Origin of the sequence: Pseudorhizobium tarimense, assembly GCF_022968135.1 — a bacterium.
Lineage (GTDB): Bacteria > Pseudomonadota > Alphaproteobacteria > Rhizobiales > Rhizobiaceae > Neorhizobium > Neorhizobium tarimense.
Map to the genome: position 1 here is coordinate 36,871 of NZ_JALJRA010000016.1, position 15,462 is coordinate 52,332.

Genomic DNA, 15,462 nt, shown 5'->3' on the forward strand with positions numbered 1-15,462 from the left:
ATGTCTCTCCTCGAGTCTTCTGCCCAACATATAGTGGCTCGGGCAGTTTTGAACAATTCAAAAATGAGAAAATCGTGATCAAGTTATGGCACCTGTGGAACATTGGAGCGGCTCGCTCCTATTGACCTGACCGGAAAATCGTGACCCTCGTCATAAGGAAATTCATCTGCATGGAGGACCCAATGACCAGTTTCAAATCCACCCTTGCTGCCGCCATTTTAACCGGCACCTCGGCACTGATTGCACAGCCAGCACTGGCGGACGGTGAGGTGAACGTTTACTCCTATCGCCAGCCGGACCTGATCGAGCCGCTACTCACTCGCTTCACCGAGGAAACGGGCATCGAGACCAATGTTCTCTTCCTCGACAAGGGCCTGGTCGAGCGCATACAGGCGGAAGGGGCAAACTCGCCGGCAGACGTGATCCTGACCGTCGACATCGCCCGCATTATGGAAGCCAAGGAAGGCGGCGTCACGCAGCCCGTCACCAACAACAAGACGATCAACAAGGACATCCCGCCGCAATTCCGTGACCCTGAAGGAGACTGGTTCGCGCTCACCACGCGCGGCCGCGTCGTTTATGCGTCGAAGGACCGCGTCGACCAGGACAAGATCACGTATGAGGAACTTGCCGACCCGAAATGGCAGGGCAAGATCTGCATCCGCGATGCCCAGCACTCCTACAATATCGGCCTGATCGCGTCGATGATCGCGGCGCACGGGGAAGATTACACCGAAGAATGGCTGAGCGGGCTGAAGAACAACCTTGCCCGCACGCCGAGCGGCGGTGACCGAGACCAGGCGAAGGCCATCTTCGCCGGCGAATGCGACATCGCCCTAGGCAACACCTACTACGTCGGCCTGATGCAGACCAACGAGAAGGAGCCGGAACAGAAGGATTGGGCCGGCGCCATCAAGGTTCTCTTTCCCAATACCGATGATCGCGGCACCCACGTCAACATCTCCGGCATGGCGCTTGCGAAGAACGCTCCCAACAAGGACAATGCGCTGAAGCTGATGGAATTCCTTGCTTCAGGCGAAGCGCAGAAGATCTATGCCGAGCAGGTCTTCGAATATCCGGTCATGCCAGGCTCGGAGCCTTCGGACATCGTCAAGGCCTTTGGCACGATCAAGCCGGACACGCTGCCGCTTGCCGAGATCGCTGCCAACCGGAAGAAGGCTTCCGAACTGGTCGACAAGGTGGGCGTCAACGAAGGTCCGGAGGGATAACTCTAGGACATAGAGCGGTTGAGGGGGCCGGCAAACGCCGGCCCTTTTTCGTTCGCCATTCATAGGCGACAGGATCAATCAGAAGCCAAACCCAAGCGCCGACGCAATCCAGGCCGATGCACCGATGGCGACCATCACGATGGCTGCCGTGAGACCCACCCGGGTCCAGTAGGCGCGCCGGGCACGCTTCTCATCCCATTCGTAGACCATCTTCCCCACTCCTCAAGCGGATGGGAGAGTTAGCGCTTGGTTAATTAAGATCAAGTACAGATAGCCGACCCAACCGGGCCGGCCACACGCAATCGCCTATTTCATCGTCGGCATGATGTATTCGGCACCGTCCTTGATGCCGGACGGCCAGCGGGAGGTGACCGTCTTGGTGCGGGTCCAGAACTTGATAGAGTCCGTGCCGTGCTGGTTAAGGTCGCCGAAGGAGGATGATTTCCATCCACCGAAGGAGTGGTAGGCCAACGGCACCGGGATCGGCACGTTCACGCCAACCATGCCGATGTTGATGCGGGAGGCAAAATCGCGGGCGGCGTCACCGTCGCGGGTATAGATCGCAACGCCGTTTCCGTATTCGTGCTTCATCGGCAGTTCGAGCGCTTCCTCGTAGTTCTTCGCCCGCACCACAGAAAGAACCGGGCCGAAGATCTCCGTCTTATAGATATCCATGTCCGGCGTGACGTTGTCGAAGAGACAACCGCCAACGAAGTAGCCGTCTTCATAGCCTTGGAGCTTGAAGTCGCGACCATCGACAGCCAGGTTGGCGCCTTGCTCGACGCCTTTCTCGATCAAGCCGAGGATGCGTTCGCGCGCTTCCTTGGTGACCACTGGTCCCATGTCGGCCTTGTCATCCGTGTAGGGACCGATTCGCAAGCTCTCGACCATCGGCGTCAACTTGTCGATCAGCCGGTTCGCTGTTTCCTCGCCGATCGGCACCGCGACAGAAATCGCCATGCAGCGCTCGCCGGCGGAGCCATAGCCTGCGCCCATGAGGGCATTGGCCGCCTGATCGAGATCGGCATCCGGCATGATGATCATGTGGTTCTTGGCGCCGCCGAAGCACTGGGCGCGTTTGCCGTTGGTTGCGGCCGTGCCGTAGACATAGCGGGCGATCGGGGTGGAGCCGACGAATGAAACGGCACCGATATCGGGATCGGCCAGGATCGCGTCGACCGCCGACTTGTCGCCGTTGACGACGTTCAGGATTCCAGCGGGCAGTCCCGCTTCGATCATCAGTTCCGCAAGACGGATCGGCACAGACGGATCGCGCTCGGATGGCTTAAGGATGAAGGCGTTGCCGCAGGCGATTGCAGGGGCGAACATCCACATCGGGATCATTGCCGGGAAGTTGAAGGGCGTGATGCCGGCGCCGATGCCGACCGGCTGGCGGATCGAGTACATGTCGATACCCGGGCCGGCACCCTCGGTAAACTCGCTCTTCGACAGGTGCGGAATGCCGATGACGAATTCGCAGACCTCGAGGCCACGTACGATGTCGCCCTTGGAGTCCTCGACGGTCTTGCCGTGCTCCCTGGAGAGCATCTCGGCCAGTTCCTGCATGTTCTGGTTCAACAGATCGACGAACTTCATGAAGACGCGGGCGCGGCGCTGCGGATTGGTCGCCGCCCAGGCGGGCTGGATCGCTTTCGCATTTTCCACCGCCGCATGGATTTCTGCGTCACTCGCAAGCGCCACTTTGGCCTGCACTTCGCCCGTCGCCGGGTTGAAGACGTTGGCGGTGCGGCCGCTCGAACCTGCTACGCGCTTGCCGCCGATGAAATGACCGATCTCGTACATAGATGCTCCTCCATTCTTGCTTGAACAGAGACTGACATTCATACTTGCACAAGGCAACTTCGTTATCTCCGTAGCGGTTGTGCAGAAAAGTGCATTGGAGCAGTCATGGACTGGGATGACGTGAGGATGTTTCTGGCCGTTGCCAGAGCGGGGCAGTTGCTCGAAGCCTCTCGTCGCCTTTCTGTCAATCATGCAACGCTCAGCCGACGGATGACCAATCTGGAAGCGGCGCTCGGAACCCGCCTTCTCGTCCGCCGCACCAATGGCTGCGAGCTGACGCCGGAGGGTAACGTGTTCTTCGCAGCGGCAGAGCGCATGGAAACGGAAATGGTCAGGGCACAGGCGGCAACCGGGCGGATCGACACGACGATCGGCGGCACGGTTCGCATCGGCGCTCCGGACGGCTTTGGCGTATCGTTTCTGGCGCCCCGCCTGGGACGGCTCACCGAACGGCATCCGCAACTGAAGCTGCAACTGGTACCGGTGCCGCGATCCTTCTCGCTTTCCCAAAGAGAGGCGGATATCGCCATCACCATCGAGCGGCCCGAGCATGGACGGCTGATCTCATCGAAGCTGACGGACTACACACTCGGCCTTTATGCGGCGCGAAGCTACCTGGAAGCCAGAGGCGCCCCGCATGACGTGGAGGCCCTGAAAGCCCATCTGCGGATCGGCTATGTCGAAGATCTGATCTTCTCTCCATCGCTCAACTTCACCGGAGAAGTGCTGCGCGACTGGGATGCCCGCTTCGAGATCTCGAGCGCGATCGGGCAGACTGAGGCGGTGAGATCAGGAGCGGGCGTCGGCATCCTGCACGACTACATCGCTCGCCAGCATGTCGAGCTTGAACGGGTCCTGCCGCAGGTGGCGATCCGCCGATCCTACTGGACGACCTATCACGAAAGCAGCCGCGATCTGGCGCGCCTGCGAGTGGTTGTGGATTTCCTGAACGAACTTGTTGAAGGGGAGCGGCAGATCTTTCTGTGAGCCTGCCACCAACCTCATTCAGGCTGTGAGGAATGCGGCAGCCGGCAGGCCGAGACCGGTCGCGATCCGCTGCAAGAGCGCCGGTTCGGCGGCGGCGCCGCTCTCCACGGCGTTCAGTTCGTCAACCGTCAGGCCGGTCGTAACGGCCAGCTGCTCCATCGAGTAGCCGACGGCCTGGCGGGCTTCGGCAACGGCTGCTGCGAGCTGCTCCGCGGACACTTGCTTGTCGGTGGCAGCTTCAAAGTTGTTGATGCAAATCGACATGGGGGCAACTCCTTCGACAGGGTTTCGCCAAAGCGATGTCTTTTGAAGATAAAGAAAGCAACAAGCGCGACTGACGCGCTGCACAAAAGTAGGTACTTCTGGTTCAATGACAAGTGGAAACAAGCAGACCGCGATTATGTGATGCGAGCTTGAGCTGTTTCCTGCGAGTGGAAGTGGTACGGTTGGCTGGAGTTGAACCAGCGACCTCAGGTGCCACAAACCTGCGCTCTAACCAACTGAGCTACAACCGCACGATCAGCGCTAGGGCGCTGTTGCGGCTCCAATACGAGCATCGGCTCGAATTTGCAAGCCCCAAGGCCTAAAGAGGCCAGCGTTTTTCCCGCCAGCCTCTTTGGTGTGTTCATCAGTGCATTAGACCGGTTTGAAAGCAGACATGGCTTTTTCAGCCGCTTCCCGGCTAGGCTGGCTTACGGCATCGGCCATCTTGCGCGTGGCGTCCTGGATGGACTTCGCCTGCTCCACCGTCAGCTCGGCCTGCTTGCGGATGTAGGTGGTCTGTAGCTCCAGGAATTCGGCAACGGACTTGAGGCCCAGCAGCGATTCTACGTGGGACAGGGACAGGTCGGCATTGGTGCGGAGTGCCTCAATGGCCTTCAGACCGATTTCTACGGAGCCAGCCTGAGCGGACTGCATGGTGGTCTCGGCGGTCTTGGTTGCATCTTCGGCAGCGGCCTTCATGCGGGCGTAGGCTTCACGCGACTGGGCCGCGCCCTTTTCTGCAAATTCACGGAAGCTGTCGGTCATCTTTGCCGGGTCGAAAGCGGCGAAAGAGAACACGTCATCAGTGCGGTATGCCATGATATTGTTCCTTTTCTAGCTGGTGCCGGGCCAGTGCCCGAGCTTCATGACCATTACATAATACATCCGATTGTGCATTGCAACATTTTTGTGCACCGCACAATTCGCGTTCGTTAACCTTGTGTCGCCATTCCGACGTCCTTTGGTGGACCTAAACACCCGCTCCGGGTATTAACTCTCTGTTAACAAGTGATCGCCGCCAACCCAGCGACTTCGGGCCTTGTCCATGTCAGTCACCCACTATCCATTCATCGATATTGCCGTGCACGAAGAGGTCAGCCGCTATTTCGCAGCAGGCGAAGCGGTGGTCCTGTTTTCGTCAGAGATGACTGAGGTCGTCTGGGCGAATGGACGGGGTGCTCGCCTTTTCGGCTATGATTCCGTTTACGACTTCCTCGACCGCGGCCCGTTCCAGCAGGACCTGTCGTTCCGGCAGATGGCAACTGCCGGCCGCCGTCTTCGCGAAATCGGGGAGAGCGCTCCGCTGACGATCCGCACGACCGCCGGCTTTCGGCGGATCACCGTCACGGGCGCCTGCAGGCTCATCGACGTCTGCGGCCAGGCGGTGGTGCTTTACCATGCGGCAACCGAGGCCGATGCTGCTTCCATGGGCGGCCGTGCATCCAGCATGATCGAAGGTTTGGACGATCCGGGGATGCATCTGGCAGTGATCGATGACGAAGGCGTCGCGCTTGCGAATTCCGCCGGTTTTCCTGATCTCGCGCTGACCCCGCAGACCGCCCGGATGCTCGTCACCATGGCAGGAAGTGAGGCGAGCGGTCTCGTTAAGCGACCGGTTCCGACGGCGAAGGGTTATCTTCCCGCCGCAATGGCCAAGGTCGCGAGCGATCCCGGGCTCCATCTTCTTTTCGTTGTCGAGGCGGCCGCACCGGGCGTTGACCAGCCACCGGCGGACGACACCCTTCCTCTCGAAGACCGCGAGGACCTCGAACACAACCATATCGGCGAAGAGCCACCAGCGTCCACCGATTTTGAGGAAGCGATCGATGCGGTTTCGCATCTGGAAGACCTGCCGGAGCCCGATGAGTTCGTTACGCTTGATCTTCCGGCGAAGGATCCTGACGATGAGGAAGCAGCCCTTTCCTCGCCCTCCCTCCCGCCGGAGGCACAGTCAAGCCAGCAGTCCGACGAAGTAAACACCGCCGATCTGGCGCCGCCGAGGGGGGCTGGCGCTGCCAGCAATGACTTCGTGTTCCGGCGCGATGCTCGCGCCACCCGGTTCGTGTGGAAGATCGACGCAGAGGGTCGCTTCTGCGAGATTTCGGAGGAGTTAGCTAAGACCGTCGGGCCTCATGCCGCAGATATCAGCGGCATGGCTTTCAGCGATGTTGCAGCGCTCTTTTACCTTGATCCTGACGGCAAGATCGGCGAACTCTTGCTCAGGCGGGACACTTGGTCGGGGAAAACCATCTGGTGGCCGGTGGAAGGAACTTCCCTTTCCGTCCCCATCGACCTCGCGGCACTGCCCACTTATACTCGCGACCGCACCTTTGATGGCTTCCGCGGCTTCGGGATCATTCGTGTCAGCGACGCCATCGAAGATCCGAATGCTGTAGGCCTGACCCTGGCGCGTTCGCTTCCCGCGGCCGCGTCTTCAGAAACGCCCCCTGCGGAGGAAAGCGCAAAGCTTGTTGAGCGTGCGGTGGAGGACGACGCACTGGCGGGAGAGCTGACGGCGACCGACGCTGAAGCCCCCGCGGCAGAAGCAGAGGAGCATTCACCTCAGGCGGACGAGCGGTCGGCGGACCAGGCGAGCAATCACGAGCCGGAGGCGGCCGAAGAGCAATTCGATTGGCCGAAGGGAGAAAGGCCAGCATTGCGGTTGGTCGAAAACCGTCTCGAGGCGTCCGACAAGGTGATCCCCCTCAGCGATCGCCGCACACGCCGCGAGAGCCTTTCCCCGGTTGAGCAGGCTGCATTCCGCGAGATCGCGCGCCAGTTGGACAGCTTTATCGGCAAGCGTGACGAAGAGGACGGCATTAAGGCGCCGCAGACGACGGAAGCGGCGAACGCTCTGTCCGACGACGCTGCCGCGGACAATCTCGAGCCGACGCAGACCGTTGGAGAAACACCTGCTGACCCGGTCACCTCGATGCCGGAGCCCGATGACGACCGGACTGGCGCAGTCGACGTCGAATTTGAAAGCGCGGTCTCCGTGCAAGGCGAGGTCGACTCAGAAGCCGACGAGGAAGCCCACGCCCCTGCGCCGGAAGAACCCATTGAGGAGCAATCGGCGCCGGCAGATGACCAGGATAGTTACGGCTCTCTCTACCGGAAACGGGAAGGGCTGACGGGTGAGGTCCTTGACCAGATGCCGGTGGCGCTGCTCGTCCACTCGGGCGACCGCCTCATCCATGGAAACCCTGAGTTCCTGCGGCTGACCGGGTATGCATCGATCGAGGCGCTGGCCGAGGTCGGCGGTCTGGATGCGCTGCTTCAGCGGCAGGACCTGGAGGGAAAAACAGAGGAGTCCGGCGGGATGATCGTCGTCAGACGCGATGACACCATCGTCCCGGTAACGGCACGTCTGCAGTCGGTGTATTTCGAGCAGGCCAGCGCCCTGATGCTCGCCTTGATGCCTGTTGCTGAGCCCCACGGGGCGCAGACGGAGGCACCTTACGAGGCCGACGTCATTCCCCTGCCCACGTCTCAGCTTCCGGAGCAGAATGCACGCCTTCAGGTTGAAGTGGACGAGCTGCGTGCGATCCTCGAAACGGCGACCGACGGCGTCGTCGTGATCGACGCAGAGGGTCAGATCCGCTCGATGAACGGTGCTGCAAGCGCCCTCTTCAACTATGACAGCGAAGAAGCTTCCGGAAAGCCTTTCGTCATGCTGTTCGCGCACGAGAGCCAGCGGGCTATTGTCGACTATCTCTCCGGCCTTTCCGGCCATGGCGTTGCAAGCGTCCTGAACGATGGACGCGAGGTCATCGGGCGCGAAGCGTCCGGCGGCTTCATCCCGCTCTTCATGACGATCGGTCGGCTCAGCTCCTCGAACGGCTACTGTGCGGTCATCCGCGACATCACGCAGTGGAAGCGGACGGAGGAGGAGCTCAGAACAGCAAAGCGCTCGGCCGAGACCGCGAACGCACACAAGAGCGAGTTCCTCGCACACGTCAGCCACGAGATTCGCACGCCGCTGAACGCCATCATCGGCTTTGCGGATTTGATGGCGACGGAGCGCTTCGGGCCGATCGGCCATCATCGCTATGTCGAATACGCCAACGACATCGTCCGGTCCGGCCGCCACGTGCTCGATATCGTCAACGATCTTCTCGACATCTCGAAGATCGAGGCTGGCGAGATGGAACTCGACTTCGTGTCGGTGGACCTCAACGAAACGGTCTCCGAAGCGGTCTCTCTGGTGCAGCCGCAGGCAAACAGCCAGCGAGTCATCATTCGCACCGCGCTCTCGCCTGCGGTGCCCCCGGTGGTGGCCGATCAGCGCTCGGTGAAGCAGATTGCCCTCAACATCCTGTCCAACGCCATCCGCTTCACGCCCTCAGGCGGTCAGATCGTCGTGTCCACCGTCTACGAACCGAACGGCAGCGTCGTCCTGCGGATCAGGGACACCGGCATCGGCATGACGCGCCAGGAACTGGAGACGGCCATGAAGCCCTTCCAGCAGGTGGCGCCGAGCACGCGCAAGCGCGGCGACGGGACGGGGCTCGGACTGCCGCTGACAAAGGCGATGGTCGATGCCAATCGTGCGGACTTCACCATTCAGTCCACACCGCGGGAAGGAACGCTCGTGGAGATCGCCTTTCCGCCGCAGAGGGTGCTTGCGAACTGAGACCGGCGCGATTAGCAATCCTCTGTTCTAAGGAGGATTAAAAGTTGCAGGTTTTGCAGCAGCCCCTGCCTTCTGTAACGCGTCCACCCGCGCGATCGCTCTCCTGGGCAGCCATGCTGGCAGCGGCCGTCGTTGCAATGCCGATCCTGGCCGTGGTCTGGATTGCGCTTGTCGATGGTGACGACAGTTGGCGCCACGTCTTGACGACGGTCGTGCCCCGCGCGACGGGGCGTACCCTCCAACTGCTTTTCCTGACGGGGCTGGTAACTGGCGTGGTCGGTATCATGACGGCCTGGCTGGTGAGCGCCTTCGACTTCCCCTTCAGGCGGACACTTTCCGCCGTCCTCGTTCTGCCGCTGGCGATCCCCTCCTATCTTGCCGCCTATGCCTTCGGCGAATTCTTCGATTTCACCGGACCGCTGCAAAGCGCCTATCGCGCCCTCTTCGGATTTCAGACTTCTCGCGACTATTGGTTTCCCGACATCCGCTCCATGGGCGGCGCGGTTCTGGTGCTGAGCTCGGTTCTTTACCCTTACGTCTATCTCGCCTGCCGCTCAATGTTTCTGATGCAGGGACGGACGGCGGCCGACGTGGCGCGAACTCTCGGCGCGAACCCGGTGAGGGTGTTCTGGCGTATTCAGGTGCCGATGGCGCGCCCGGCCATCATGATCGGTCTTACTCTGGTGATGATGGAGACGATGAACGACATCGGCGCCGTCGAATTCCTTGGCGTGAACACCCTGACCTTCTCCGTCTATTCCACCTGGCTCAACCGCGGCAGCCTGGCCGGTGCTGCCCAGATTGCCTCGGTCATGTTCATCGTCGTAGCGCTCCTGATCCTTCTGGAGCGCAAGGCCCGCCGGAGCCAGAGGTTCTCGACAAACAAGACGACGACAGTCGTCCATGATGGGGTGAGAGCTCGCCTGACGGGCGGCACTGCAGCGGCGGCCATTTTTGTCTGCGCAGCTCCTGTGGCGTCCGGCTTCCTTATTCCGGCACTGGTCATGGGCGGGTTCGCCGTTCGCCGCCTGGACGATTACGCCGACCCTCGGCTGCTGGATGCTCTCTTCAACAGCGTGATGGTTTCGTCCGCCGCAGCCCTCGCGGCCGTGACGCTGGGCTTCGTTCTCTCCTATGCCGCACGCTGCGACCGCTCTTACGGTACGACCTTCGCCGGCCGCATTGCTTCGCTTGGCTACGGCGTCCCAGGAACAGTGCTGGCGATCGGCGTCCTTATTCCGCTTGCCGGCTTCGACAACGTGCTGGACGGCTTCCTCCGATCCCACCTTGGCGTTTCCACAGGACTGCTTCTTTCTGGCAGCGGTTTCGCGATTGTCTATGCCTGCACCGTGCGCTTCATGACCATGGCGGAGGGAACGCTGGACGCGGGATTCCAGAAGCTCTCTCCACACCTCGACATGGCTGCCCGCACACTAGGGCGCAACCAGAGCCAGACGCTCCGCACCATCCTGCTTCCCAACATGCAGCCGGCGATGATGACTGCAGCGCTGCTGGTATTCATCGAAACGATGAAAGAACTCTCGGCCACAATCCTGCTGCGGCCCTTCAATCTCAACACGCTGGCGACGCTCGTCTACGAGGACGCATCGCGCGCGAAGATCGAGGATTCCTCGGTCGCCGCGATGATCATCATAGCAGTCGGCCTCATCCCGGTGCTGCTGGTGTCGCGCGGCATGGACCGGCGCAGCTGAGGCCTGCCTGCCATACGATCAGTGCTGCAGTTCGGCTAGCCCTTCGAAAAGGTCAAGCGCCTCGGGATTTGCAAGCGCCTCCTTGTTCTTCACCGGACGCCCGTGAACCACGTCCCTGACCGCCAGCTCGACGATCTTGCCGGACTTCGTCCTGGGGATGTCCGGAACGGCGATGACCTTTGTCGGTACGTGCCGCGGCGAGGCGCCGGTGCGAATGCGGGTCTTGATCTTCTTGATCAGGTCCTCGTCCAGGGCATGTCCCGGAGTGAGACGAACAAACAGAACGACCCGGACATCGTCATCCCAGTCCTGACCAATACACAGAGCCTCGGCAATCTCCGGCAGCTGTTCGACCTGGTTGTAGATCTCCGCGGTGCCGATGCGCACGCCGCCGGGATTGAGCGTCGCGTCCGACCGTCCGTGGATGATGATTCCGCCGTGCACGGTCCATTCGGCAAGATCACCGTGGCACCACACGTTCTCAAACCGCTCGAAATAGGCCGCCTTGTACTTCCGCCCGTCGGGATCATTCCAGAACTTGATCGGCATGGACGGAAATGGCTTCTTGCACACCAGTTCGCCCTTTTCGCAGCGCACGGACTTGCCTTCATCGCCCCATACGTCCATTGCGAGACCGAGGCCGGGCCCCTGAATTTCGCCGCGCCAGACCGGCTTCAGCGGGTTCCCCAGCACGAAACAGGAAACTATATCCGTGCCGCCGGAGATCGATGCGAGCTGGACGTCGCTCTTGATCCCCTCGTAGACAAAGGAAAAGCCTTCCGGTGACAATGGAGACCCGGTGGACGTCATCAGCCGCAGGCTAGAAAGATCATGGCGTTCTTTCGGGACGAAGCCGCTCTTGCGCACGGCGTCGATGTACTTGGCGGAAGTGCCGAAGATCGCGAACTTCTCTTGCTCGGCGTAGTCGAAGAGGACCTTTTCATCGGGTGCAAAAGGAGCGCCGTCGAACAGGCAGAGGGTGGCGTTCACCGCAAGGCCTGAGACCAGCCAGTTCCACATCATCCAGCCACAGGTGGTGAAATAGAAGAGCCGATCGCCTTCTCCGATGCCGCAATGGAGCCGATGCTCCTTCAGGTGCTGCAGAAGCGTCCCGCCGGCGGAGTGGACGATGCACTTTGGCACGCCGGTGGTGCCGGACGAAAAGAGGATATAGAGCGGATGCGCGAACGGCAGCCGCAAGTATTCAACTTCCTTTTCCGCAAGGCCTGAAACGAAAGCCTGGTAAGTCCGTCCGTCGGGGAGAGACGTCGCAAGAGCATCGGCATCACCGGCATAAGGCACCACCAGGACCGGAACAGCGAGAGCAGCCGAAACCTTCCGCACCTTCTCCGCAACGTCCTGCAGCTTGCCGTTGTACCAGTACCCGTCGCAGGCGATGAAGAGCTTTGGTTCGATCTGCCCAAATCGGTCCAATACACCCTGCTCGCCGAAGTCGGGGGAGCAAGAGGACCAGACGGCGCCGATGGACGCCGTCGCCAGCATCAGCGCCACCGTTTCCGGAATGTTTGGCATCATCGCCGCGACGCGATCACCTTCCTGGATTCCGAGGTTCCGCAGTGCCTGCTGGAGTTTGGAGACATTCTCGGCCAGACGATCCCAGGACCACCGGTCCCGCACCTTGTCCTCGCCACGGAAGATGATGGCGTCCTCCGGGCCCCGCCGCGACAGCAGGTTTTCTGCGAAGTTCAGTTTAGCCTGAGGGAAGAAGCGGGCCGCCAGCATGTGATCGCCGTTGACCAGGACCTGCCCTTCGGCTTCCCCGCGCACATCGCAGAAGGACCAAAGTGCCGACCAGAATTGTTCAGGATGAGCAACGCTCCAGGCATGAAATTCGTCATAGCCATTTATCGGGCTGCCATGCTGCTCGGCGCAGCGCTTCATGAAGGCATAAAGCGGGGTCTTCTGCTGCTCGGCCTCAGACAGGCTCCACAGCGGCTGTGCATTTTCCATTGGATCTCCTCCACCCAGTCCTCTTTCTATAGCATGCTGCACCGCAAGATAAAGAGAGGCGGCCGAGCCTCCCAGCCGGATTTGCACCGTCTCGGGATTTCCTATAATCGCGGGTTCCTGTGCTATTCCTTCCGCACAACAAGGCTAGCTTTGACATCATGAGCGCCGCACGTAGACGCATCGCCGGCCTGTTTCGTCCGACCTCGCCACGCGCGCAGGGGATTACACGCGCATTGATGTGGGCCATCGCGATCCTTGTCCTGCTGTCGGTTCTGTTCCGCCTTGCTGCTCCCTTTCTGATCCAGACCGCGATCGTGCGCGGTGGAATAGAGCGTGCTATCGCGCAGTGGACCGGCCACGACGTGACGATCGAAGGCAACACCACCATCTCATTCTGGCCGCAACCGCGAATTCAGGTCGAGGGCATCACCGTCAGCAAACCATCGGAGGACGGCGTCAGGCTCCTGTCACGCACAGCGAGGCTATCGGCAGAGTTCAGCCTCTACCAAGCACTCCGGGGCCGGGCCAGGTTTGAGGATTTCCGCCTTATCAATCCGGAGATCTTCGTCATCAGGGACAGGGACGGACGGCTGGAATGGACCAATGACGGTCAGCTGAGTGCCGCGATCCGCAGCGTCGCCGCCTCGGGCGGACCTCCGGATCCCAACCTGGACGTTCGGGTAGGCGACATCGCGATTGAAAACGGGCGGATTGAGGTCGAGGATCTTTCGACCGGGAAAACCTGGCGAGTGACACGGATCAACGGGAACATCCGATGGCCGCGTCTTTCGGATCCCGCGAGGGCGCAACTGACGGCACAAGTAGCGGGACAGGCGGTGGAGCTCGGGTTTTCGTCGCCTGAACCGCTGCTATTGCTGGCGGGCAGCACGGCACCCTTGGAAGGAAGCGTTACATCCGCTTTAGTCAGCGCCCGCTTTTCCGGATCGGCGAACTCGGCGGAATTCGGCTTCGTCTCAGGGAGGCTTGAACTTTCCGCGCCGGATGTTCCAACACTTGGCGAATGGGCAGGCCTCTCCACGTCCGGACTGTCAGCCATCCATCAGGTTGATCTGACTGCCGATCTGCTGACGGCAGAAGGAACGGTGCGCTTCAATCAGATGCAGTTGTCGCTGAACGGTTCTTCAGGAAGCGGCGTTGTGGACCTTTCCATACCGGACACAGGGTCCCCTCGCCTCACGGGAACCGTTGCCTTGCAGCGGTTCGATCTCCTGCCGGCTGCCGAAACCGTTGCCGCAGATCCGCCAGGAGATGTTGGTGATGCTATTGCCCCTCTTCTCGATCTCGATCTGCGTGTCTCGGGAGAGGAGGTTACGGCTGGGCCGCTGAACCTGAGCGACGTCGCGATCAGCATCATGAGCCGCACCGACGAGGCGCGTATCGATATCCTTGACGGCACCGTTGCCGGCGGCCGGTTGACCGGTCAACTCGTAGGATCTGACGGAAATCTCAGCACTGGAGGCACCGCTCGCCTCAGCATCCGCAACGCTGAGCTCGGCGAGATCTGGCGAAGCCTGAACCTTCAGGGACCGCTGCCACAAGCAACGGGATCCGTCGAAGCGACTGTGAACTTCGATGGTCGCCCCTCTTGGGAATCTCTCGTGTTCGGCCGCGGCGATCTTCGCGTCATCAGTGGTCCCGGTGTCCTGCAGGATGTGAGCCCTCAGGTCATCCTAGATCGGATCGGCACCAGGAATTATTCGCCCTTGAGGAACCCCGGCGGCGAAGACTTCGACTATTCGACGCTGGAATTGGATACGCTCTTGGAACGGGGGCTCGCAAAGATACAGAGCGCGAGTGTGCTCAGTGACGGCATCAGCGTCGAGCTTTCCGGCATCGTCTCCTATCGTGACGGAGGCCTTGCCTTGTCCGCCCGTCTTCTTCAACCTGAACTCAACGCAACTCCGGAGGAGATCTTTATCGGAGGGATCTGGCCCGACCCGATAGCCATCAAGGTCCCCTAAAGCCAAGCGTAAGGGCGGTGAACCAATCCTTCCTATCAAGGAGAAGCCTGTCCCTCATCCTACACAGTTCCGCGAAGTGCAACATGCTCATCGCGTATCCTGCGAAGCTCTGCTCGCTTAGACGCAATCGAGGCGACTACGACGCTTACCGTCACAAGCCCGATCAAGATCGTGCAGATCGCGTTGATCTCCGGCGTCACGCCGAGGCGGACCTGCGAATAGATCTTGATTGGCAGGGTTGTCGCGCCAGGACCGGTGGTGAAGCTCGCGATGACGAGATCATCGAGCGACAGGGTAAATGCCAGCATCCAGCCCGCCAGAACAGCCGGCAAGATCAACGGCAACGTGATCTTGAAGAATGTCTTCACCGGCGGGCATCCAAGGTCGAGGGCCGCCTCCTCCAGACTGCGATCGAACGTCAGCAATCTCGACTGCACAACGATCGCCACATAGCACATGGTGAAGGTGGTGTGGGCGATCGTTACGGTCCAGAAGCCCCGATCGACGTTGACGGCCACGAAGAGGAGGAGCAGCGAAAGCCCGGTGATCACTTCGGGCATGACGAGCGGTGCGTAGATCATGCCCGAGAAAATCGTCCGGCCGGGGAAGCGGCTATAACGCACCAGCGCAAGCGCAGCCATGGTGCCAAAGACGGTTCCGATGCTGGCACTCAGGACACCGACGCGGGCCGTGACCCAAGCGGCGTCCATCAGCCCCTCGTTCGACCACATGGCCGCATACCACTGGAGGGAAAAGCCGCCCCAGACAGTGACCAGCCGGGAGGCATTGAAGGAGTAGATCACCAAAATGATGATCGGGATGTAGAGAAAGGCAAAGCCCAAGGTGAGGACGATCGGATCGAAGCGTGCCGATTTCATCGC

11 protein-coding genes and 1 tRNA gene are annotated in these 15,462 nt (G+C 60.8%); 5 read left to right on the forward strand and 7 right to left on the reverse strand.

Annotation, left to right across the window (positions count from 1 at the left end; translation table 11 throughout):
* Window positions 1-182 precede the first annotated feature (182 nt).
* The gene (locus MUU54_RS18615) at window positions 183-1,229 is read left to right on the forward strand and encodes a Fe(3+) ABC transporter substrate-binding protein (protein WP_247245512.1); all 1,047 of its coding nucleotides are present in this window, start codon (window positions 183-185) and stop codon (window positions 1,227-1,229) included.
* Between the two features lie 78 nt (window positions 1,230-1,307).
* Here MUU54_RS18615 and MUU54_RS24650 read toward each other — a convergent pair whose 3' ends face one another.
* Together MUU54_RS24650 and MUU54_RS18620 are read right to left on the reverse strand one after the other, a co-directional pair.
* Window positions 1,308-1,439: a hypothetical protein gene (locus tag MUU54_RS24650; RefSeq protein ID WP_281433393.1), complete on the reverse strand. Its 132-nt coding sequence runs from the start codon at window positions 1,437-1,439 to the stop codon at window positions 1,308-1,310.
* Between the two features lie 96 nt (window positions 1,440-1,535).
* The gene (locus MUU54_RS18620) at window positions 1,536-3,032 is read right to left on the reverse strand and encodes a CoA-acylating methylmalonate-semialdehyde dehydrogenase (RefSeq protein WP_247245513.1); all 1,497 of its coding nucleotides are present in this window, start codon (window positions 3,030-3,032) and stop codon (window positions 1,536-1,538) included.
* A gap of 105 nt (window positions 3,033-3,137) precedes the next feature.
* Here MUU54_RS18620 and MUU54_RS18625 point away from each other — a divergent pair, with 105 nt between their 5' ends.
* Window positions 3,138-4,019, forward strand: a complete 882-nt coding sequence (locus MUU54_RS18625) for a LysR family transcriptional regulator (protein WP_247245514.1) — start codon at window positions 3,138-3,140, stop codon at window positions 4,017-4,019.
* An 18-nt stretch (window positions 4,020-4,037) separates the two neighbouring features.
* Here the strand turns inward: MUU54_RS18625 and MUU54_RS18630 are convergent, their stop codons facing one another.
* The 3 genes from MUU54_RS18630 to MUU54_RS18640 all read right to left on the reverse strand — a co-directional run bounded on the left by MUU54_RS18630 (window position 4,038) and on the right by MUU54_RS18640 (window position 5,102).
* Window positions 4,038-4,283: a helix-turn-helix domain-containing protein gene (locus MUU54_RS18630; protein WP_247245515.1), complete on the reverse strand. Its 246-nt coding sequence runs from the start codon at window positions 4,281-4,283 to the stop codon at window positions 4,038-4,040.
* 174 nt (window positions 4,284-4,457) lie between these two features.
* Window positions 4,458-4,534 (reverse strand) — tRNA-His (locus tag MUU54_RS18635).
* Between the two features lie 121 nt (window positions 4,535-4,655).
* Window positions 4,656-5,102, reverse strand: a complete 447-nt coding sequence (locus MUU54_RS18640; protein WP_247245516.1) for a phasin family protein — start codon at window positions 5,100-5,102, stop codon at window positions 4,656-4,658.
* Window positions 5,103-5,328: 226 nt separating this feature from the next.
* On the opposite strand from MUU54_RS18640, the gene MUU54_RS18645 reads away from it, so the two are divergent.
* Window positions 5,329-8,916 carry a PAS domain-containing sensor histidine kinase gene (locus MUU54_RS18645; protein ID WP_247245517.1) on the forward strand — a complete coding sequence of 1,196 codons (3,588 nt, stop codon included), beginning with the start codon at window positions 5,329-5,331 and terminating at the stop codon, window positions 8,914-8,916.
* 113 nt (window positions 8,917-9,029) lie between these two features.
* Entirely contained in the window at window positions 9,030-10,628 is a 1,599-nt protein-coding gene (locus MUU54_RS18650) for an ABC transporter permease (RefSeq protein WP_247245592.1), read from the forward strand.
* Between the two features lie 18 nt (window positions 10,629-10,646).
* On the opposite strand, the gene MUU54_RS18655 is transcribed toward MUU54_RS18650, so the two are convergent.
* A complete protein-coding gene (locus MUU54_RS18655) occupies window positions 10,647-12,599 on the reverse strand; it encodes an acetoacetate--CoA ligase (RefSeq protein ID WP_247245518.1) in 1,953 nt (650 codons plus the stop codon).
* 158 nt (window positions 12,600-12,757) lie between these two features.
* On the opposite strand from MUU54_RS18655, the gene MUU54_RS18660 reads away from it, so the two are divergent.
* Window positions 12,758-14,581 carry an AsmA family protein gene (locus tag MUU54_RS18660; RefSeq protein ID WP_247245519.1) on the forward strand — a complete coding sequence of 608 codons (1,824 nt, stop codon included), beginning with the start codon at window positions 12,758-12,760 and terminating at the stop codon, window positions 14,579-14,581.
* Window positions 14,582-14,640: 59 nt separating this feature from the next.
* On the opposite strand, the gene MUU54_RS18665 is transcribed toward MUU54_RS18660, so the two are convergent.
* Window positions 14,641-15,459 carry an ABC transporter permease gene (locus tag MUU54_RS18665; protein ID WP_247245520.1) on the reverse strand — a complete coding sequence of 273 codons (819 nt, stop codon included), beginning with the start codon at window positions 15,457-15,459 and terminating at the stop codon, window positions 14,641-14,643.
* Between the last annotated feature and the right edge of the window lie 3 nt (window positions 15,460-15,462).

Coding starts and splice junctions, on each gene's coding strand:
- MUU54_RS18615 (WP_247245512.1), top strand. CDS start 183: ATGACCAGTTTCAAATCCACCCTTGCTGCCGCCATTTTAACCGGCACC.
- MUU54_RS24650 (WP_281433393.1), bottom strand. CDS start 1,439: ATGGTCTACGAATGGGATGAGAAGCGTGCCCGGCGCGCCTACTGGACC.
- MUU54_RS18620 (WP_247245513.1), bottom strand. CDS start 3,032: ATGTACGAGATCGGTCATTTCATCGGCGGCAAGCGCGTAGCAGGTTCG.
- MUU54_RS18625 (WP_247245514.1), top strand. CDS start 3,138: ATGGACTGGGATGACGTGAGGATGTTTCTGGCCGTTGCCAGAGCGGGG.
- MUU54_RS18630 (WP_247245515.1), bottom strand. CDS start 4,283: ATGTCGATTTGCATCAACAACTTTGAAGCTGCCACCGACAAGCAAGTG.
- MUU54_RS18640 (WP_247245516.1), bottom strand. CDS start 5,102: ATGGCATACCGCACTGATGACGTGTTCTCTTTCGCCGCTTTCGACCCG.
- MUU54_RS18645 (WP_247245517.1), top strand. CDS start 5,329: ATGTCAGTCACCCACTATCCATTCATCGATATTGCCGTGCACGAAGAG.
- MUU54_RS18650 (WP_247245592.1), top strand. CDS start 9,030: ATGCTGGCAGCGGCCGTCGTTGCAATGCCGATCCTGGCCGTGGTCTGG.
- MUU54_RS18655 (WP_247245518.1), bottom strand. CDS start 12,599: ATGGAAAATGCACAGCCGCTGTGGAGCCTGTCTGAGGCCGAGCAGCAG.
- MUU54_RS18660 (WP_247245519.1), top strand. CDS start 12,758: ATGAGCGCCGCACGTAGACGCATCGCCGGCCTGTTTCGTCCGACCTCG.
- MUU54_RS18665 (WP_247245520.1), bottom strand. CDS start 15,459: ATGAAATCGGCACGCTTCGATCCGATCGTCCTCACCTTGGGCTTTGCC.